General features: G+C 63.7%; 19 protein-coding genes and 2 tRNA genes. 9 read left to right on the top strand and 12 right to left on the bottom strand.

Annotated elements, in window-relative coordinates; translation table 11 throughout:
* The first annotated feature begins 48 nt into the window (after positions 1 to 48).
* Both ASF16_RS13820 and ASF16_RS13825 read left to right on the top strand, forming a co-directional pair.
* Positions 49 to 1,707 carry an NAD+ synthase gene (locus ASF16_RS13820; protein ID WP_056167989.1) on the top strand — a complete coding sequence of 553 codons (1,659 nt, stop codon included), beginning with the start codon at positions 49 to 51 and terminating at the stop codon, positions 1,705 to 1,707.
* A gap of 55 nt (positions 1,708 to 1,762) precedes the next feature.
* On the top strand, positions 1,763 to 2,101 hold the full coding sequence (locus tag ASF16_RS13825; RefSeq protein ID WP_056167991.1) for a P-II family nitrogen regulator: 339 nt from the start codon (positions 1,763 to 1,765) through the stop codon (positions 2,099 to 2,101).
* A 142-nt stretch (positions 2,102 to 2,243) separates the two neighbouring features.
* On the opposite strand, the gene ASF16_RS13830 is transcribed toward ASF16_RS13825, so the two are convergent.
* From ASF16_RS13830 to ASF16_RS13855, 6 genes are all read right to left on the bottom strand, one after another.
* Complete coding sequence (locus tag ASF16_RS13830; protein WP_056167995.1) at positions 2,244 to 2,867, bottom strand: TIGR00730 family Rossman fold protein; 624 nt, start codon at positions 2,865 to 2,867, stop codon at positions 2,244 to 2,246.
* Positions 2,860 to 3,273 (bottom strand): diacylglycerol kinase, encoded by a 414-nt coding sequence (locus ASF16_RS13835; protein ID WP_156372099.1) that lies wholly within the window; start codon positions 3,271 to 3,273, stop codon positions 2,860 to 2,862. Before ASF16_RS13835 ends, ASF16_RS13830 begins: the two co-directional genes overlap by 8 nt.
* 64 nt (positions 3,274 to 3,337) lie before the next feature.
* Positions 3,338 to 3,901, bottom strand: a complete 564-nt coding sequence (locus ASF16_RS13840) for an RDD family protein (RefSeq protein WP_056167999.1) — start codon at positions 3,899 to 3,901, stop codon at positions 3,338 to 3,340.
* 40 nt (positions 3,902 to 3,941) lie between these two features.
* The gene (locus tag ASF16_RS13845) at positions 3,942 to 4,835 is read right to left on the bottom strand and encodes a DUF3106 domain-containing protein (protein WP_056168002.1); all 894 of its coding nucleotides are present in this window, start codon (positions 4,833 to 4,835) and stop codon (positions 3,942 to 3,944) included.
* A 29-nt stretch (positions 4,836 to 4,864) separates the two neighbouring features.
* Positions 4,865 to 5,317, bottom strand: coding sequence for a DUF3619 family protein (locus ASF16_RS13850; protein ID WP_056168004.1), 453 nt, complete (start codon positions 5,315 to 5,317; stop codon positions 4,865 to 4,867).
* Complete coding sequence (locus tag ASF16_RS13855; protein WP_056168007.1) at positions 5,314 to 5,883, bottom strand: RNA polymerase sigma factor; 570 nt, start codon at positions 5,881 to 5,883, stop codon at positions 5,314 to 5,316. Before ASF16_RS13855 ends, ASF16_RS13850 begins: the two co-directional genes overlap by 4 nt.
* A 294-nt stretch (positions 5,884 to 6,177) precedes the next feature.
* Here ASF16_RS13855 and ASF16_RS13860 point away from each other — a divergent pair, with 294 nt between their 5' ends.
* From ASF16_RS13860 to pbpG, 6 genes are all read left to right on the top strand, one after another.
* Positions 6,178 to 7,989, top strand: a complete 1,812-nt coding sequence (locus ASF16_RS13860; protein WP_056168009.1) for an acetolactate synthase 3 catalytic subunit — start codon at positions 6,178 to 6,180, stop codon at positions 7,987 to 7,989.
* A 167-nt stretch (positions 7,990 to 8,156) separates the two neighbouring features.
* Positions 8,157 to 8,648 (top strand): acetolactate synthase small subunit, encoded by a 492-nt coding sequence (ilvN, locus tag ASF16_RS13865; protein ID WP_007857867.1) that lies wholly within the window; start codon positions 8,157 to 8,159, stop codon positions 8,646 to 8,648.
* Between the two features lie 157 nt (positions 8,649 to 8,805).
* Complete coding sequence (gene ilvC, locus ASF16_RS13870) at positions 8,806 to 9,822, top strand: ketol-acid reductoisomerase (RefSeq protein WP_056168011.1); 1,017 nt, start codon at positions 8,806 to 8,808, stop codon at positions 9,820 to 9,822.
* Between the two features lie 267 nt (positions 9,823 to 10,089).
* Positions 10,090 to 10,923: a CDP-diacylglycerol--serine O-phosphatidyltransferase gene (gene pssA / locus ASF16_RS13875; RefSeq protein WP_056168013.1), complete on the top strand. Its 834-nt coding sequence runs from the start codon at positions 10,090 to 10,092 to the stop codon at positions 10,921 to 10,923.
* Between the two features lie 208 nt (positions 10,924 to 11,131).
* Positions 11,132 to 12,670 (top strand): 2-isopropylmalate synthase, encoded by a 1,539-nt coding sequence (locus ASF16_RS13880; RefSeq protein ID WP_056169201.1) that lies wholly within the window; start codon positions 11,132 to 11,134, stop codon positions 12,668 to 12,670.
* A 116-nt stretch (positions 12,671 to 12,786) separates the two neighbouring features.
* A complete protein-coding gene (gene pbpG / locus ASF16_RS13885) occupies positions 12,787 to 13,878 on the top strand; it encodes a D-alanyl-D-alanine endopeptidase (protein ID WP_056168016.1) in 1,092 nt (363 codons plus the stop codon).
* 262 nt (positions 13,879 to 14,140) lie between these two features.
* Here the strand turns inward: pbpG and ASF16_RS13890 are convergent, their stop codons facing one another.
* The 6 genes from ASF16_RS13890 to ASF16_RS13915 all read right to left on the bottom strand — a co-directional run bounded on the left by ASF16_RS13890 (position 14,141) and on the right by ASF16_RS13915 (position 17,433).
* Positions 14,141 to 14,965, bottom strand: coding sequence for an IclR family transcriptional regulator (locus ASF16_RS13890; protein ID WP_056168018.1), 825 nt, complete (start codon positions 14,963 to 14,965; stop codon positions 14,141 to 14,143).
* A gap of 55 nt (positions 14,966 to 15,020) precedes the next feature.
* A complete protein-coding gene (locus ASF16_RS13895; protein WP_056168021.1) occupies positions 15,021 to 15,779 on the bottom strand; it encodes an arginyltransferase in 759 nt (252 codons plus the stop codon).
* Entirely contained in the window at positions 15,776 to 16,531 is a 756-nt protein-coding gene (aat, locus tag ASF16_RS13900; protein ID WP_056168025.1) for a leucyl/phenylalanyl-tRNA--protein transferase, read from the bottom strand. Before aat ends, ASF16_RS13895 begins: the two co-directional genes overlap by 4 nt.
* A gap of 128 nt (positions 16,532 to 16,659) precedes the next feature.
* Positions 16,660 to 16,735: transfer RNA gene (locus ASF16_RS13905), tRNA-Asn, on the bottom strand.
* Between the two features lie 69 nt (positions 16,736 to 16,804).
* Positions 16,805 to 16,880: transfer RNA gene (locus ASF16_RS13910), tRNA-Asn, on the bottom strand.
* Positions 16,881 to 16,989: 109 nt separating this feature from the next.
* The gene (locus ASF16_RS13915) at positions 16,990 to 17,433 is read right to left on the bottom strand and encodes a YbaN family protein (RefSeq protein WP_082516918.1); all 444 of its coding nucleotides are present in this window, start codon (positions 17,431 to 17,433) and stop codon (positions 16,990 to 16,992) included.
* A 116-nt stretch (positions 17,434 to 17,549) separates the two neighbouring features.
* On the opposite strand from ASF16_RS13915, the gene def reads away from it, so the two are divergent.
* On the top strand, positions 17,550 to 18,089 hold the full coding sequence (def, locus tag ASF16_RS13920; RefSeq protein WP_056169208.1) for a peptide deformylase: 540 nt from the start codon (positions 17,550 to 17,552) through the stop codon (positions 18,087 to 18,089).
* Positions 18,090 to 18,103: the final 14 nt, after the last annotated feature.

Below are 18,103 nucleotides of genomic sequence, written 5' to 3' on the forward strand. Positions count from 1 at the left end.
CCTGCATTGGCGGTATCCAACCCGGCCACAGGGGCCGACTCCAGTTCCATGACGCTCTCCATTTGCACTGCGCAGCTCAACTTTGTCGTGGGCGATATGCCCGGAAATGCGCAGAAGATCATTGCCGCTGCTCGCGAGGCCCACGCCCAGGGCGCTCGGCTGCTGCTCACTCCCGAGCTGGCGATCTGCGGCTATGCGGCCGAGGACCTGTTCCTGCGCCCCGCCTTCATCGCGGCCTGTGATGATGCCGTGAAAACCGTGGCCCGCGAGACGGCAGGGTTGAAAGGCCTGGTCATCCTGCTGGGCCACCCGCAGGCCCTGGCACCCGATGCGCCGGCCTTCAGCCCCTGCCACAACGCGGCCAGCGTGCTGCGCGGGGGCCGTGTTGAGCAGACGTATGCCAAGCGCGAGCTGCCCAACTACCAGGTGTTCGACGAGCGCCGCTACTTCGTCGCGGGCCATGCGCCCTGCGTGTTCGAGGTGGAGGGCGTGCGCGTGGGCGTGCTGGTCTGCGAAGACGCCTGGTTTGCCGCCCCTGCACGCGATGCCGCCGCGGCCGGCGCGCAGCTGCTGGCCGTCATCAACGCGTCGCCCTTTCACCTGGGCAAGAGCGCCGAGCGCGAGGCCACCATGCGCGAGCGCGTGGTCGAAACCGGCCTGCCGCTGGTCTATGCCCACTTGGTGGGAGGACAGGACGAGGTGGTGTTCGAAGGGCGATCGTTCGCGCTGAATGCGGATGGCTCGGTGGCTGGGCGCGGCCCGGGGTTTGAAGAAAAACTGGTGTTTGCGCAGGTCCAGCAAGCGCAAGACGCTATCAAAATAGAAGCAACGGTGGGGCCCGAGAAAAGTCTGGAGGCAGACCTCTGGGATGCCTTGGTGCTGGGTGTGCGCGACTACGTGGGCAAAAACGGGTTCCCGGGCGCGCTGCTGGGCCTGTCGGGCGGTATCGATTCGGCGCTGGTGCTGGCCATTGCAGTGGATGCGCTGGGCGCCGACAAGGTGCGCACGGTGATGATGCCGTCGCCCTACACGGCAGACATCAGCTGGATCGACGCGCGCGACATGGCCGACCGCATGGGCGTGCGCTACGACGAGATTTCCATCAAGCCGCAGTTCGAGGCCTTCAAGTCCGCGCTGGCCAGCGACTTCGCCGGTTTGGCCGAGGACACGACCGAGGAAAATCTGCAGGCGCGTATCCGCGGCACGCTCCTCATGGCCTTGTCCAACAAGTTCGGCTCCATCGTGCTCACCACGGGTAACAAGAGCGAGATGGCCACCGGCTACTGCACGCTGTACGGCGACATGGCAGGTGGTTTTGCGGTGATCAAGGACGTGGCCAAGACGCGGGTGTTCGACCTGGCGCGCTGGCGCAATGCCAATGACCCCTACGGCACGGGCACCAACCCCATACCGGAGCGCATCATCACCCGGCCGCCCAGCGCCGAACTGCGGGCAGACCAGAAGGACCAGGACAGCCTGCCGCCGTACGATCTGCTGGATGCCATCGTGGCGCGCTTCATGGAAAATGACGAGCCCATCGAATCCATCATCGCCAGCGGCTTTGCGCGCGCCGATGTGGAGCGCGTGACGCGCCTCATCAAGCTCAACGAGTACAAACGCCGGCAGGCACCCGTAGGGATAAGGGTGACGCGCCGCAGTTTCGGCAAGGACTGGCGTTACCCTATCACCAGCAAATTCAGGGCGTAGCGCTCCGGCGCTTCGCTTTCAGCCCGTTTTTTTATATTTCTTCAGGAGACACGCCATGAAAATGATCACCGCCGTCATCAAGCCCTTCAAGCTCGAAGAAGTCCGCGAGGCCCTGGCCGAGTGCGGCGTGACGGGCCTTACCGTGACCGAGGTGAAGGGTTTTGGCCGCCAGAAGGGCCACACCGAGCTGTACCGCGGCGCCGAGTACGTGGTGGACTTCTTGCCCAAGGTGAAGGTCGAGGTCGTCGTCAAGTCCGAGGACGTGGACCGCTGCGTGGACGCCATCGTGAACGTGGCGCGCACCGGCAAGATCGGCGACGGCAAGATCTTCGTGACGTCTGTGGAGCGTGTGGTGCGCATCCGTACCGGCGATCTGGACGACGCCGCTGTCTGATCCACCTGCCGCAGACGGACATGCGGCAGTTGAAAAAACAAAAGGGGCGGATATCCGCCCCTTCGCTTTTTACCCCCTCGGGTCCGTATCGCGATGTCGCAACAGCCAGCCTGTCTGCCTGTGTGTCTGTATGTCTGTCTAGTCAGATCACGGATCGCAGCGGGACGGGCGCCTGGTCAGGGCCTGCGGATTGCACCAGCGTGCGCAGCAACGCTTCGGTGTCGGTGGAGGTGTGCAGCAACCCCATCTGCCATTCGCCCATGAAACCACTGGCCACGCTGTGGTCCAGAAAGCCCATCAGCGCGTCGTAGTAGCCTGCCACATTGAGCAAGCCCAGCGGCTTGTCGTGGTAGCCCAGCTGGCGCCAGGTCCACACCTCGAACAGCTCTTCGAACGTGCCAATGCCGCCCGGCAGGGCGAGGAAGGCGTCGCTGCGCTCGGCCATCATGGCCTTGCGCTCGTGCATCGTCTGCACGATGTGCAGCTCGTCGCACAGGCGGTTGGCCAGTTCCTTGTCCACCAGCGCCTGCGGTATCACGCCGACCACGCGGCCGCCGGCTTGGCGTGTGGCCTCGGCCACCGTGCCCATGAGGCCACTGCGGCCACCACCGTAAACCAGCTGGCCGCCATGCTGGCCGATAAAGCGGCCCACGGCCTTGGCGGCCTCGGTGAACGCGGGGTTCTCGCCGGGGCGCGAGCCGCAGTAGACGCAGACGGAGAACGCAACGGGAATAGCGGGAATAGCGGAAATAACGGGCTCAGCCATGAAAAAACCTCTGAAAAAGTGCCGCGGCCCAGATGCCGCCGCACAGCAACAACGCCAGCAGCACGGCAGCACTGCCCATGTCCTTGGCGCGCTTGGACAGGTCATGCCATTCGGGGCCGATGCGGTCGATGGCGGTTTCGATGCCGGTGTTGAGCAGCTCCACGATCATCACGATCAGCACGGAGCCCGCAAGCAGTGCCACTTCGACCCAGCTGCGCCCCAGCCACAGCGAGAGCGGCAGCATCACGGCGGCAGCGATGGCCTCTTGCCTGAACGCCTTCTCACCCCAGCCGGCACGCAGGCCCTCCAGCGAATAGCCGGCGGCATGCCACATGCGGTTCAGTCCGGAACGGCTCTTTTGAGGGTTGACGGGCGAAGTTGGTTGGATTGGCTCTGGGGGGCGCATAGACATTTCCGCATTGTCTCGCAGCTGCATGACAGCTTGCGCCGCCCGCAGCGGCGCGGAAAGGCTATTTTTTAGCGAGCTCGAAGTGCACCAGCCGTGTGCCCGCCATCGCGTCATGCCAGAACTGGCGCTCCGGGTGAAACCGGCTCAGGATGGCCCACACAGCCACCCAGCCGCCCAGGAGCACCAGCACTTCCAGCACCGGCACGCCAAACAGGTAGGCCGCCAGCGGCGGCAGAAACCACACCCAGCTGAGCACGTAGCGCAGCAATGCCCGCAGCTGTGTGATGGGCTGCCCGGCCTTGTCGACCACCCGGATCAGCCAGGTCTTTTGCGCGAGGGTCTGGCCTTTGGCCCAGAACCATGTGAAGTAGATGCCGAACACCACGAACAGAAAAGCCTGCAGCGCGTGGCGGTTGTCCATGGCATTGCGCGTCTGGCTGAGCGTGCCGAAGAGGTAGCCGGCAATGAAGACCACGCCGAACATGAGCATGCCCTCGTACAGCCAGCAGGCCATGCGGCGCCACAGGTTGGGCGCGGTCAAGCCGAGGGGCTGGGAAGGGGCGGCGGTGGTGCTGGAGGTCGCTGTGGCGGCCTGCGGTGCGCTGGCGGGAGTGGAGGCGGTCATCCGGTGGTGAACAAGTCAGGCCAGGCCGGCAGCGGCCCGGTTATTGAGGGTACAAGCCGGAATTATCGGGTGTGACGGGCGGCGCGGCCACGGGGGCCTCTGCGGGACTGCTGCCCAGCGGTGGCAACGCTGCGGGCACGGCCACGGGCACCGACACGGGAGCGGTTTCCACCACCACGGAGCCGGTGGACTGCGACGCTGATGCGTTGGGGGCAGACGGTGCGGCAATGGACGACGGCACCGGCGCCGCCATGCGGGGCGAATGGTCGGTGACCGGGGGAATCTTGGGAGCGTTGGGCCGGGCCGGGTTGGCGGCGGTCGCGGCCGGCACCTGGGCCAGCTTCTTGGGGGACACGGGGTGCAACGCGGTGGCTGCTCCCTTGGGCTTGGGCACGGCCAGGGCGGCCAGGGCCCGGCGCTCGTCATCGGTCAGGGCCTGGTAGGCCTCCCACTGCGCGCGCTTGTCATCGGGCGCCAGGCGGTTGGTCACGGCGTAGTTCAGGCGGGCCTGGTTGCGCTGCTGCGCGCTCAGGCTGGCCCAGTCGGTCATGCGCTCGTGGAATTTCGCCTGCTCTTCCTCGGGCAGGCTCGAGAAATTGGCGGCCAGCGCCAGCCAGCGGCGCTTTTGTGACTCGCTGATCAACGCCCAGCGCTCGGCCAGCGGGTAGAGCGCCAGTTTCTGGGGCGTGGTCAGGGTCTCCCAGCCCGGGCCGGTTTCTATCTGGGGCACCGACATGGCACCAGCGCGCGACGGCGCGCGTGCATTGTTGGGGCTGGCCACCGCGGCTTCTGCACCAGCGGAGAGCACCGTACCGGGCACCATGCGCATTTGCCCGAGCACCTGGCCGCCGACCACGGCGAGCGCGCCCAAGAGCGCCAAAGCCAGCACGAAGGCTGGCAGGGCGGGGGAAGCGTCAGAAGGGCTTGGGTGCATGCAGTACGGGGTTGGCGGTGTCAGGCGGCTCAGTTCGACTGCGCGGAAGTCTTGAGAAACTGTACGAAGCCCGGATCGGCATACGCTGCCGGCGGCAGATCATCGGTCAAAAGGGCGGCGTCCACTTCGGCCACGTCATTGGCGCTGTTTTCGTCCTGGGCAATGTTGATCATCACGAGGCCGACCACCAATGCCATCAATGGGACGGCGGAGACAAGGGCGCTCCACCAGCCGCTGCGCTCGCTGCCGCCTCGGCCCAGGGTGGCCGTGCCGCCCGCGTTGACAACCACCGGGGCCGCCGCGCGCACGGGTGCAGCCACCTTCTTGCGCTGGGCCAAAGCCTGCATCCGCGAGGCTCGCAGGCGCTCGGCAATGTCATAGGGGAGGGCGTCGGTGCCGCCGGACAAACGTGCCGTCACCCGCCGTGCGAAGACGTCGGCGGCTGCTTGTGCCTGTGGCGAGGGGGTCTGTACAGTGTTCATAGCTCTATTCCTTTGGCCTTCAGTGCCTTGCTCAGGGTTTGTATCGCCCGAAAACAGTGCGTTTTGACACTGCCTTCAGAGCAACCCATGGCGGCAGCCGTTTCTGCTACATCCATTTCTTCCCAGTAACGCATGAGGAACGCTTCTCGTTGACGTGGCGGAAGTTCGGCGATTTCGGCTTCGATTTCATGGAAAGTCTGGGCCCGGCGGGTCAGATCTTCTGCACTCTCGGCCCGCTCGCTGCCTTCCGGGCCGGAATACGCTTCCAATAGATCAAAATCCATGCCATCTTCGCCGGGGCCCTCGAAGTCGCTCATGCTCGAAAACAGTGCATTGCGTGTCTTCTGGCGCCGAAACCAGTCCAGCGTGCAGTTGGACAGGATGCGTTGAAAGAGCATCGGAAGCTCGGCCGGCGGTTTGTCGCCGTAGTGCTCCGCCAGCTTGAGCATGCTGTCCTGCACGATATCAAGAGCCGCTTCCTCATTGCGCACGTGGTAGACCGAACGCTTGAAAGCGCGCTTTTCTACACTTTTGAGGAAATCGGAGAGTTCTTGTTCAGTGGCCAAGACAGGTCGGTCCGGGATGGAGTGGTGCCGCAGTCTCCCCAAAAATGGGGCTATGCGACACGGTAAGCCCCCCATTATCGCACCGGCTGGTGATTTTTTTGGCGACCGGCGGTTTTACATGTGTTGCAGTGCGATAATCGCCGCTGCAATTCAAAAGGCAAACGGGTCACGGTCCGGCGCGGCAATCATCCACGCTCATGTCCTTGGCCTCAAGTTCCAAGCTGGCTTCACAAGAGCGCGTGCAAGGGGCACCCAAGGTTTTTCGTCAGAGAAATTCACAAAGGTTGATCGATCATGGAAATCTCCAAGGCTGAACTCTCGTCAGCTGCCGCTGCTTCGCAGGGCAACACTTCCCCCTCTTCCTCTGCTTCTTCGGCACTGGCTTCGCAAGACCTCATGGGGTCCGAGATCCTCATCAAGTCGCTGCAGGCCGAGAACGTCCAGTACATCTGGGGCTACCCCGGTGGCGCGGTACTCTACATCTACGACGCGCTGTACAAGCAAGACACCATCCAGCACGTGCTGGTGCGGCACGAACAGGCTGCCGTCCATGCCGCTGACGGCTATGCCCGTGCGACGGGCGAAGTCGGCGTCGCGCTGGTCACGTCAGGCCCGGGCCTCACCAATGCCGTCACCGGCATCGCCACGGCGTACATGGATTCGATCCCCATGGTGATCATCTCCGGCCAGGTGCCCACGCCCGCCATCGGGCTCGATGCCTTCCAGGAGTGCGACACCGTCGGTATTACCCGCCCCATCGTCAAGCACAACTTCCTCGTCAAGGACCCGCGCGACCTGGCCGCGACGATGAAGAAGGCCTTCCACATCGCACGCACCGGCCGCCCCGGCCCCGTGGTGGTGGACGTGCCCAAAGACGTTTCCTTCAAGAAGGTGCCGTACAGCGGCTATCCACAATCGGTGGAAATGCGCTCGTACAACCCGGTCAAGAAGGGCCATGGTGGCCAGATCCGCAAGGCGCTGCAACTGCTGTTGGCGGCCAAGCGCCCCTACATCTACACCGGCGGCGGCGTGCTGCTGGGCAACGCCACCAACGAGCTGCGCACGCTGGTGGACATGCTGGGCTACCCAGTCACCAACACGCTGATGGGCCTGGGCGCCTATCCGGCGTCGGACCGCAAGTTCCTGGGCATGCTGGGCATGCACGGCACCATCGAAGCCAACAACGCCATGCAGAACTGCGATGTGCTGCTGGCCGTCGGCGCGCGTTTTGACGACCGCGTGATCGGCAACCCCAAGCACTTTGCCCAGAACGACCGCAAGATCATCCACGTCGACATCGACCCGTCGAGCATCTCCAAGCGCGTGAAGGTCGACGTGCCGATCGTCGGCGACGTGAAGGACGTGCTCACCGAGCTGATCTCCATGATCCGCGAGAGCAGCACCAAGCCAGATGCAGGTGCGTTGGCGGCCTGGTGGGACACCATCGAAGGCTGGCGCAAGCGCGATTGCCTCAAGTACAGCATGGGCAGCGGCGACGTGATCAAGCCGCAGTACGTGGTCGAAACGCTGTGGAACATGACCAAGGACGCGGACACCTACATCACGTCGGACGTGGGCCAGCACCAGATGTGGGCCGCGCAGTACTACCGCTTCGACGAGCCGCGCCGCTGGATCAACTCTGGCGGTCTGGGCACCATGGGTGTGGGCATTCCCTACGCCATGGGCATCAAGCTGGCCAAGCCTGACTCCGAAGTGTTCTGCATCACCGGCGAAGGCTCGGTGCAGATGAACATTCAGGAGCTGTCGACCTGCCTGCAGTACAACACGCCGATCAAGATCTGCTCGCTGAACAACCGTTACCTGGGCATGGTGCGCCAGTGGCAAGAGATCGAATACTCCGGCCGCTACAGCCACAGCTACATGGACGCGCTGCCCAACTTCGTGAAGCTGGCCGAAGCCTACGGCCACGTCGGCCTGCTGATCGAGAAGCCTGGTGATGTGGAGCCCGCGCTGCGCGAGGCCCGCAAGCTCAAGGACCGCACCGTGTTCCTGGACTTCCGCACCGACCCCACCGAGAACGTGTTCCCGATGGTGCAGGCCGGCAAGGGCATCACTGAAATGCTGCTGGGTTCCGAGGACCTGTAAACACAGGCCTTCGGCTCCCGCCGCGGCCTCCAGCGACGGTCCTGCCGTGGCTGTGGGCCAATCTCCTGCTATCACTTCGATAGCTTCACTTCGACGAATCTATTGTCTGCCGAGCCTGCGTATTACCGTGCGCAGGGGAGGGCAGCGAAAAGAGGAATGTCTTCATCATGAAACACATCATTGCCGTCCTGCTGGAAAACGAACCCGGTGCGCTGTCGCGCGTCGTCGGCCTGTTTTCCGCCCGTGGCTACAACATCGAATCGCTCACCGTGGCGCCCACCGAGGATCCATCGCTGTCGCGCATGACCATCCAGACGACGGGCTCCGACGACGTGATCGAACAGATCACCAAGCACCTGAACCGCCTCATCGAAGTGGTCAAGGTGGTCGACCTGACCGAAGGCGCCTACACCGAGCGCGAGCTCATGATGGTGAAGGTGCGGGCGGTGGGCAAGGAGCGCGAGGAGATGAAGCGCATGGCCGACATCTTCCGCGGCCGCATCATCGACGTGACCGAAAAGAGCTACACCATCGAGCTCACCGGCGACCAGTCCAAGAACGACGCGTTCCTGCAGGCCATCGACCGCACGGCCATTCTCGAAACCGTCCGTACCGGTGCCAGCGGCATCGGCCGCGGCGAACGAATTCTTCGCGTGTGACGGATCTGCCTTCGACCGGCTAGCGTCGTTGGGGAACCTTGCCGTGCCAAAGCACTGTCTGCGGCTCCCCGCCTAGCCATCCGGCCGCATCCAAGTCCTATGTAAGACAATTCACCGTTTTTTCCACCCTGACAACGTATTTTTACCGGAGCGACCCATGAAAGTTTTCTACGACAAAGACACCGACCTGAGCCTGATCAAGGGCAAGACCGTGGCCATCATCGGCTACGGCTCGCAGGGCCATGCCCACGCACAAAACCTGAACGACAGCGGCGTGAAGGTCGTGGTCGGCCTGCGCAAGGGCGGTGCATCGTGGGACAAGGTCGGCAAGGCCGGCCTGAACGTGCTGGAAGTCAACGACGCGGTTAAGGCTGCCGACGTGGTCATGATCCTGCTGCCTGACGAAGACATCGCAGCCGTCTACAAGAACAACGTGGAACCCAACATCAAGCAAGGCGCATCGCTGGCCTTCGCCCACGGTTTCAACGTGCACTACAACCAGGTCGTGCCCCGCGCTGACCTGGACGTGTGGATGGTCGCTCCCAAGGCCCCTGGCCATACCGTGCGCAACACCTACACGCAAGGTGGCGGCGTGCCCCACCTGGTCGCCGTGCACCAGGACAAGTCCGGCAAGGCCCGTGACCTGGCCCTGAGCTACGCTGCTGCCAACGGCGGCGGCAAGGCCGGCATCATCGAGACCAACTTCAAGGAAGAAACCGAGACCGACCTGTTCGGCGAACAGGCCGTGCTGTGCGGCGGTGCCGTCGAGCTGATCAAGATGGGTTACGAAACCCTGGTCGAAGCCGGCTACGCCCCTGAAATGGCCTACTTCGAATGCCTGCACGAACTCAAGCTCATCGTGGACCTGATCTACGAAGGCGGCATTGCCAACATGAACTACTCGATCTCGAACAACGCCGAATACGGCGAGTACGTGACCGGCCCTGAGGTGATCAACGAAGAGTCGCGCAAGGCCATGCGCAACGCGCTCAAGCGCATCCAGAACGGCGAATACGCCAAGATGTTCATCCAGGAAGGCCGCCTGAACTACCCATCGATGACGGCCCGCCGCCGCAACACCGCCGACCACAGCATCGAAGTGGTGGGCGGCAAGCTGCGCGCCATGATGCCCTGGATCGCCAAGAACAAGCTGGTCGACCAGACCCGCAACTGATTCTTTCCCTGCGGGGATGGATTCACAAGGCCACTTCGGTGGCCTTTTTCGTTGCTGGGGCCGTTGCAGGGCAGGGCGCGTTGATTTTGATGACGCCAAACCCTCTGCAGTGCTGCCGCGCCCGTGGGGTGCTCCACTGGCAGGCGCTACACTGCTGCCTTCGCCTTTTGCGCATGCAGCGCTCTGTCCGTTCCCCGGAACCAGGCTGAAAAACTATAAATTTAATAGCAGCTTGCGCACGACAGGCAAGCGCTGGAGGACAATGGAATGCATGATGGCAACGAGTCTGCCGAGAACCCGGAGGTGATGGTGCGCAAACGGCGCAAGGGCATCTACATCCTGCCCAACCTGTTCACACTGGCGGCATTGTTCGGTGGTTTCTATTCCGTCGTGATGGCCATGAACGGGCGGTTCGACCAGGCAGCGATCGGCGTGTTCTGCGCCATGGTGCTCGACAGCCTGGACGGGCGCGTGGCCCGCATGACCAACACCCAGAGTGCCTTCGGTGAGCAGATGGACTCGCTGTCCGACATGGTGTCTTTCGGCGCGGCACCAGCCTTGATCGCTTACGAGTGGTCCCTGCAGGGCCTGGGCCGCTGGGGCTGGATTGCCGCTTTTGTGTACTGCGCCTGCGCGGCGCTGCGCCTGGCACGGTTCAACGTCAACACCAGCGTGGTCGACAAGCGCTACTTCCAGGGGCTGCCGTCGCCTGCCGCTGCCGCGCTGGTGGCCGGCTTCATCTGGCTTATGACCGAGCTGGGTGTGCACCCTGGCGAGGACGGGTGGCTCACCTGGTCGCAGATCACCTGGATCATGTTTGCCTTCACGCTGTACTCGGGCCTCACCATGGTGACCAACGTGCCGTTCTACAGCTTCAAGGATGTGCAGATGAAAAAGAGCGTGCCTTTTGCCGCCATCGTGCTGATTGCGCTGGGCATTGCCGTCATCAACATCCACCCGCCCAGCGTGTTGTTCGGTGTATTCGTTCTGTACGGCCTTAGCGGTTACGGAGTGTATGCCTGGCGCAAGGCCAAGGGGCAGCACAGCAGCGTGATCAGCACTTCCACCGACGAACCGGATGAGCGCGGGCTGCACAAGTGAGCACTGCCGCGCCAGCGCAGTTGTGCTACATTGCGCTGCATGAACACGTTTGCCCTGGCTCTACTGCTACCTCCCCACGGGCGGAGACAGTAGGCGCACGCGCACACTTTTTCTTCAAAGGCCCGTATGCACCCGCAACGGGCCTTTTGCTTTGGGCGCCAGATTTTTGACGTTGCGGGACCCCACCCACCGATACCAGGAGAACGACATGGCTGACAAACTGATCATTTTCGACACCACCTTGCGCGATGGGGAGCAGTCCCCCGGCGCCTCGATGACCAAGGACGAGAAGCTGCGCATCGCGCGCCAGCTCGAGCGCCTGAAGGTGGATGTGATCGAAGCCGGTTTCGCGGCCAGCTCCAACGGTGATTTCGAAGCGGTGCAGAGCATTGCCAATGCGATCAAGGACTCGACCATCTGTTCGCTTTCGCGGGCCAACGACCGCGACATCTCGCGGGCGGCCGAGGCGCTCAAGGGCGCCAACAGCGCGCGCATCCACACGTTCATCGCCACCAGCGCGCTGCACATGGAAAAGAAGCTGCGCATGACGCCCGAGCAGGTGCTCGAGCAGGCCAAGCAGTCGGTGCGCTTTGCGCGCAACCTGGTGGCCGACATCGAGTTCAGCCCGGAAGACGGCTACCGCAGCGACCCGGACTTTTTGTGCCGCGTGCTCGAAGCCGTGATCGCAGAAGGCGCCACCACCATCAACGTGCCCGACACCGTGGGCTACGCCATCCCTGAGCTGTATGGCAACTTCATCAAGACGCTGCGCGAGCGCGTGCCCAACAGCGACAAGGCCATCTGGTCTGTGCACTGCCACAACGACCTGGGCATGGCGGTGGCCAACTCGCTGGCCGGCGTGAAGATCGGCGGCGCACGCCAGGTCGAATGCACCATCAACGGCCTGGGCGAGCGTGCCGGCAATTGCTCGCTGGAAGAAGTCGTCATGGCGATCAAGACACGCCGCGATTATTTCGACCTCGACCTGAACATCGACGCCAAGCACATCGTGGCTGCCAGCCGCATGGTCAGCCAGACCACCGGCTTCGTGATCCAGCCCAACAAGGCGGTGGTGGGGGCGAATGCGTTTGCGCACGCCAGCGGCATCCACCAGGACGGCGTGCTCAAGGCCCGCGACACCTACGAGATCATGCGTGCCGAGGACGTGGGCTGGTCGGCCAACAAGATCGTGCTGGGCAAGCTCAGCGGCCGCAACGCCTTCAAGCAGCGCCTGCAGGAGCTGGGCGTTCAGCTCGACAGCGAAACCGAGATCAACGGCGCCTTCGCCAAGTTCAAGGAACTGGCAGACCGCAAGAGCGAGATCTTCGACGAGGACATCCTGGCGCTGGTCAGCGATGAAAGCGTGACCAGCGAGAAGGAGCAGTACGGTTTCGTGTCGCTGTCGCAGCACAGCGAAACCGGCGAGCGTCCCCAGGCCACCATCGTTTTTACGGTCGAAGGCAGGGAAGTGCAGGGCAAGTCCGACGGCAATGGCCCCGTCGACGCATCGCTCAAGGCGATCGAGTCGCACGTCAAGAGCGGGGCCGAGATGGTGCTGTACTCCGTCAATGCGATCAGCGGCTCCACAGAGAGCCAGGGCGAGGTCACGGTGCGCCTGCAAAACAGCGGCCGGGTGGTCAACGGTGTGGGGGCTGACCCGGACATCGTCGTGGCGTCTGCGAAGGCCTACCTGAGCGCGCTGAACAAGTTACAAAGTAAAGCTGATCGGGTGGCAGCACAAGGTTGATCCGTGAATTTATAATTTCATTCACTTTCTCGGAAAGTCGCGCAAGGTATTGATCTTGCGCGACTTTTTTTGATTTAGTACACTGCTCAACACTTTTTACCGTTTGGAGCATTTGGATGCACCATCTCCGCCGCGCTGCAGTGAACCGTTTCTTACAGCTTTTGGGCTTTGTCGTCGTGAGCGCGGCGTTGGCTGCGCCTGTCGCGCATGCCCAGGAACGCAAGAAAGCTTCCGTCAAGAAACAACAGACCAGCGCGTCCAGCGCCAGCGCCAAGCGGGCCGTTGCGCCACGCAAGGCCGCCACGGCCACCAAGCCCGTGCGTGTGTCTGCCAAGACTTCCAAGGCCGCCACCCGTGTCGCTTTCATTCCGGCCAAGCCTTCCTTTGGCCAGATCGCCGGACTTCACGAGGTCAATGACCCGCTCGACCTGAAGTCCAGCGTGGCCCTCGTCATCGATCAAGATACGCACGAAGTGCTGCTGTCCAAGAACGACCACGCCGTGCTGCCCATCGCCTCGCTGACCAAGCTCATGACGGGCATGATCATTTCGCAGGCCAAGCTGCCGATGGAAGAGCCCATCACCATCACGCAAGACGATGTGGACACCGAAAAGGGCAGCCGGTCGCGCCTGGTGGTGGGTGCCACGCTCACGCGCGGTGAGATGCTGCACCTGGCGCTCATGTCCAGCGAGAACCGCGCGGCGCATGCCCTGGGCCGCACATACCCCGGCGGGCTGGAGGTTTTCGTGACGCAGATGAATGCCAAAGCCAAGCTGCTGGGCATGACCGACACGCGCTATGTGGAGCCTACCGGCCTGTCGAGCCGCAATCAGTCCAGCGCCCGCGACCTGGCGACCTTGGTCAACGTCGCGCATGGCGATCCGCTGCTGCGCGAGCTGTCCACTTCGCCCGGCTACGAAGTGGCTGTAGGCCAGCGTACGCTGCAATACAACAACACCAACGGCCTGGTGAAGAACCCCACGTGGGACATCGGCTTGCAGAAGACCGGCTACATTTCGGAGGCAGGTCGCTGCCTGGTGATGCAGACCCAGATCTCTGGCCGCAAGCTGATCATGGTGTTCCTGGACTCGGCAGGTAAATTCAGCCGCCTGGGAGACGCGGAGCGTGTCCGCCATTGGGTCGAAACCCTGCCTTCGTCACTGGCTGCACCGTTGCAGGCCCGTGCCGCGATTCCTGCGGTGAAGTAAGCAGGGTCGAGGGTGGGCGGGTGGGCAGGCGCGACGTGCGAGCTGCCTTTGCGATGTCCAGCTGATGTGCTGAACCCTGCGGGATGCGCAACATGAACAAAGGCCGACTGTGGCAACACAGGTCGGCCTTTTTGCTGGGTAAGTCTGCGAAGGTTTCAGGCCGCAGCACGGCCCCAGAACAGGGCAGCACAGCACAGCAGTTGCATCGCGGCTGTCTACGGGCCAAACACAGGATGTGGCGCCTTGGCTGGTTCCGGTGCCGTCAGCCCAGCCCTGTGCCGCGTGCCGCAGCGTCGGCGGTCAGCTCTGCGCTGGCGGTGTGTCCGAGCGCATGTGATATCTCCTTGGCTGTGGCCTGCAGCTTGGGCAGCCAGCCTTCGTCCAGCCTGTCTGCCGGGGCCGAGATGGACAGGCCCGCCACCAGCTTGCCTTGGTCGTCGTACACGCCCGCTGCCATGCAGCGCACGCCCAACTCCAGCTCTTCGTTGTCGCGCGCCATGCCGTACTGCCGCGCCTTGGCCAGCTCGCGTTCCAGTAAGGGTAGCTGCGTGATGCTGTTGCGCGTGTGGCCTGCCAAGCCTGTGCGGGTGGCGTAAGCGCGCACGCGCTGCGGGTCGTCCAGTGCCAGAAAGAGCTTGCCGGTGGAAGTCAGGTGCAGCGGGGCCCGCCCGCCGATGGCGCGCACCACCTGCATGCCGGAGCGCTCGCTGTAGGCGCGCTCCACATAGACAATCTCGTCGCCCTGCCGCATGCTCAGGTTCACGGGCTGCTGAATCAGCTTGTGCAGGTTGCGCATGGGTGTCAGCGCCGCGTCGCGCACACTGAGGCGCGCCTTGACCAGGTTGCCCAGCTCCAGCAAGCGCATGCCCAGGCGGTAGCTGCCCGATTCCGGCCGGTCCACAAACCGCCCGATCGTTAGGTCGTTCAGGATCCGGTGGGTGGTGGACGGGTGCAGACCTGTCTTCTCGCTGATTTCCTTGAGGGAAATGGCTTCCTCGCGCGAAGCCAGCACATCGATCAGCGTGAACATGCGCTCAAGGACCTGAACGCTCGGTTTGACAGGAATGCTCGGATCGTTTTTTTTCATGGCGGCGGTGCTGTGGCGACCGCCGCATTTTATCTTGTGAAATGCAAACGCGCTGTCAGGGGTTGGGAGTGACGGTGTCGCCGGTGCGCAGCCACTGCCCGTCGGTGCGCAGTTCGTGGGGGTGAAAGCGCGCTTTGTAGTTCATCTTGGGGCTGGCTTCGATCCAGTAGCCCAAGTACACGTGGGGCAGGTCGAGGGACTTCGCCTGCGCGATCTGCCACATCACGTTGTAGGTGCCGTAGCTGCAGTGCGGCTCGGGTTCGTAGAAGGTGTACACCGCCGACAGGCCGTCGTCCAGCACGTCCAGGATGGACACCATCTTGAGCGCGCCCGGCTCGCCGTGCGCATCCAGCTCGCGGAACTCCACCAGCCGTGAATTCACCCGGCTTTGCAGCAGGAACTGCGTGTACTGGTCGATGCTGTCGTGGTCCATGCCGCCGCCTGAATGGCGGCCGTTCTGGTAGCGCAGGTACAGCTGGTAGTGCTCCGGTACGAAGCACAGTCGCAGCACCCGCGCCTGCAGGTTGCCGTGGCGGGCCACGGACCGCCGCTGGCTGCGGTCGGGCTTGAATTCATTCACCAGCACGCGCAGCGGCGTGCAGGCCTGGCAGCCGTCGCAGTAGGGGCGGTAAGTGAACATGCCGCTGCGGCGGAATCCCTTCGCGACCAAGTCTGAATAGACATCGCTCTGGATCAAATGGCTGGGCGTGGCGACCTGCGAGCGTGCCTGCCGGTCCGGCAGATAGCTGCAGGGATACGGGGCCGTCGCGTAGAACTGCAGGGTCTGCAGCGGAAGGTCGTTGAGTTGCGTCATGCCGTAAAGACTGTGGAGGGCAGCAGCTCGGTCCAGTATACGGGGTCGAATCTCCATGCGGGTGCGGGCAAACGCTGGGCTTGCTGCACGTGTTCGACGAAGGTGCGCCGGTCGATTTCGCGGCCACCCAGGGACGCCAGGTGGCGGGTGTTCTGCTGGCAGTCGATGAGCTGCACGCCGTGGTGGCGGCACAGTGCCACCAGGGCCGACAGCGCGATCTTGGAGGCATCGGTGGCGTGCGCGAACATGGATTCGCCAAACACGGCCTGCCCCAGGGCCACGCAATAGAGCCCGCCCACCAGCCGGCCATCGACCCAGGTCTCCACGCTGTGCGCGTGGCCGGCCTCGTGCAGGCGGGTGTAGGCGTCCATCATTTCCGGCACGATCCAGGTGCCGGCCTGGCCGTCGCGCTCTTTGGTCGCGCAGGCCGTGATCACGGCGTCAAATGCGTGGTCGATGCGGATCTCGGCACGCGGATTGGCGCGAAACGCCTGCAGCGTTCTGCGCAGGGACCGGTGCAGCTTGAACTCGTCCACATGCAGCACCATGCGCGGGTCGGGCGCCCACCACAGGATGGGTTGCCCCGGGCCGTACCAGGGAAAGGTGGCTTGGCCGTATGCCGCCTGGAGATGTGCGACATCCAGCACGCCACCCGCGGCCAGCAGGCCGGGGGCAGGGTCGTCCGCACCCCACGCCTGGTCAGGGTGGGGTAGGGGGTCTTCGGGCTCCAGCCAGGGCAATTGCGGGGGCATGGGTCAAGCGGGCAGTGGCAGGATCATGGCCATTGTCCGGCATGTTGTGTCGCCGGGGCACCAGCGCATGCAGACGAGATGGCCGGGCAATAAAAAAGCCCACCATGCTGTGCACGGTGGGCTTAGTATGGCTCCTCGACCTGGGCTCGAACCAGGGACCTACGGATTAACAGTCCGGCGCTCTACCGACTGAGCTATCGAGGAATGTTCGGTATGACTTGCAACTGACTAATTGAAAGGCCCCGCGTACACATGCAGGGCCTGCAAAATTCTTGGCTCCTCGACCTGGGCTCGAACCAGGGACCTACGGATTAACAGTCCGGCGCTCTACCGACTGAGCTATCGAGGAACAAGACTTAGATTATATACACAAAAATAGCGCCTTGAAAACTCGCGGCACGCAATGTGCGGCCTGCATACGCGATGCGTGCCGGGGCAGGCCGGGCCTCTGCCGCGCATCAGGGTTCGGGGCGCAGCCACAGCCACACCAGCACGCACGCCATGCAGGCCGACGCCACCGCAGCGACCCAGGTCCGTGCCCCGCCCATCCACAGCACGGCGGCACTGGCCGTCATGAAGATGGCCGCACTCCATTTGGCGCGGCGGCTGACCTTGCCGCCTTGGGCCCAGTTGCGCAGCAGCGGCCCGAAGAGCCGGTGGTTCCACAGCCACTGGTACAGCCGCGGAGAGCTGCGCGCCGCCGCCCATGCGGCCATCAGGATGAACACGGTGGTCGGCAGGCCCGGCACGATCACGCCGATGATGCCCATCACAAGGCACAGCACCGCAAACCCCAGCAGCAGCCACCGCACGGGCCACGGCAACGGGCGCAGCGGCGGGCCGTCGGTAGCGGCATGGGGGTTGGCGTCAACGTGGTCTGGGTCTCTGGGCGTGGTGGCCATGGGGCTTATTGTCGCCCCGTGCCGGCCGGTGGCGGCTCTTTCAGCGCGCGGTATGCCGCCGCGCTATGCTGCGCCCCACCAGGCTGCCGATCCATCATTTCATCACGATCCCCACCATGACCGTTCACACCATCCTCAAGATGGGCGACCCGCGCCTGCTGCGCATCGCCCAGCCTGTCACCGAGTTCGACACCGACGCACTGCACCTGCTGGTGCGCGACATGTTCGACACCATGCGCGCTGTCAACGGCGCGGGCCTGGCCGCACCGCAGATCGGGGTGGACCTGCAGCTGGTGATCTTCGGCTCCAACGACCGCAACCCCCGCTATCCGGACCGCCCCGTGGTGCCGCCCACGGTGCTGCTCAACCCGGTGATCACGCCGCTGGGCGATGAGGAAGAAGAAGACTGGGAGGGCTGCCTGTCGGTGCCCGGCCTGCGCGGCAAGGTGCCCCGGTGGGTACGTATTCGCTACACGGGGTTCGACCCGTATGGCGACCCCATCGACCGCACGGTCGATGGCTTTCATGCACGGGTGGTGCAGCACGAATGCGACCACCTGGTCGGCAAGCTTTATCCGATGCGGGTGCGCGATTTCACGCAGTTCGGCTTCACCGAAGTGCTGTTCCCCGAGATCAGCGCTGACGAAGACGACTGAAGCATGTCCGCAGC

Source organism: Acidovorax sp. Leaf78 (genome assembly GCF_001422735.1).
Taxonomy (GTDB): Bacteria; Pseudomonadota; Gammaproteobacteria; order Burkholderiales; family Burkholderiaceae_C; genus Acidovorax.

Coding starts and splice junctions, on each gene's coding strand:
- pbpG (WP_056168016.1), top strand. CDS start 12,787: ATGCACCATCTCCGCCGCGCTGCAGTGAACCGTTTCTTACAGCTTTTG.
- ASF16_RS13820 (WP_056167989.1), top strand. CDS start 49: ATGACGCTCTCCATTTGCACTGCGCAGCTCAACTTTGTCGTGGGCGAT.
- ASF16_RS13915 (WP_082516918.1), bottom strand. CDS start 17,433: ATGGCCACCACGCCCAGAGACCCAGACCACGTTGACGCCAACCCCCAT.
- ASF16_RS13845 (WP_056168002.1), bottom strand. CDS start 4,835: ATGCACCCAAGCCCTTCTGACGCTTCCCCCGCCCTGCCAGCCTTCGTG.
- ASF16_RS13835 (WP_156372099.1), bottom strand. CDS start 3,273: ATGCGCCCCCCAGAGCCAATCCAACCAACTTCGCCCGTCAACCCTCAA.
- ASF16_RS13850 (WP_056168004.1), bottom strand. CDS start 5,317: ATGAACACTGTACAGACCCCCTCGCCACAGGCACAAGCAGCCGCCGAC.
- ASF16_RS13895 (WP_056168021.1), bottom strand. CDS start 15,779: ATGACGCAACTCAACGACCTTCCGCTGCAGACCCTGCAGTTCTACGCG.
- ASF16_RS13825 (WP_056167991.1), top strand. CDS start 1,763: ATGAAAATGATCACCGCCGTCATCAAGCCCTTCAAGCTCGAAGAAGTC.
- ASF16_RS13860 (WP_056168009.1), top strand. CDS start 6,178: ATGGAAATCTCCAAGGCTGAACTCTCGTCAGCTGCCGCTGCTTCGCAG.
- ilvC (WP_056168011.1), top strand. CDS start 8,806: ATGAAAGTTTTCTACGACAAAGACACCGACCTGAGCCTGATCAAGGGC.
- ASF16_RS13890 (WP_056168018.1), bottom strand. CDS start 14,965: ATGAAAAAAAACGATCCGAGCATTCCTGTCAAACCGAGCGTTCAGGTC.
- ASF16_RS13880 (WP_056169201.1), top strand. CDS start 11,132: ATGGCTGACAAACTGATCATTTTCGACACCACCTTGCGCGATGGGGAG.
- ASF16_RS13830 (WP_056167995.1), bottom strand. CDS start 2,867: ATGGCTGAGCCCGTTATTTCCGCTATTCCCGCTATTCCCGTTGCGTTC.
- aat (WP_056168025.1), bottom strand. CDS start 16,531: ATGCCCCCGCAATTGCCCTGGCTGGAGCCCGAAGACCCCCTACCCCAC.
- ASF16_RS13840 (WP_056167999.1), bottom strand. CDS start 3,901: ATGACCGCCTCCACTCCCGCCAGCGCACCGCAGGCCGCCACAGCGACC.
- ilvN (WP_007857867.1), top strand. CDS start 8,157: ATGAAACACATCATTGCCGTCCTGCTGGAAAACGAACCCGGTGCGCTG.
- def (WP_056169208.1), top strand. CDS start 17,550: ATGACCGTTCACACCATCCTCAAGATGGGCGACCCGCGCCTGCTGCGC.
- pssA (WP_056168013.1), top strand. CDS start 10,090: ATGCATGATGGCAACGAGTCTGCCGAGAACCCGGAGGTGATGGTGCGC.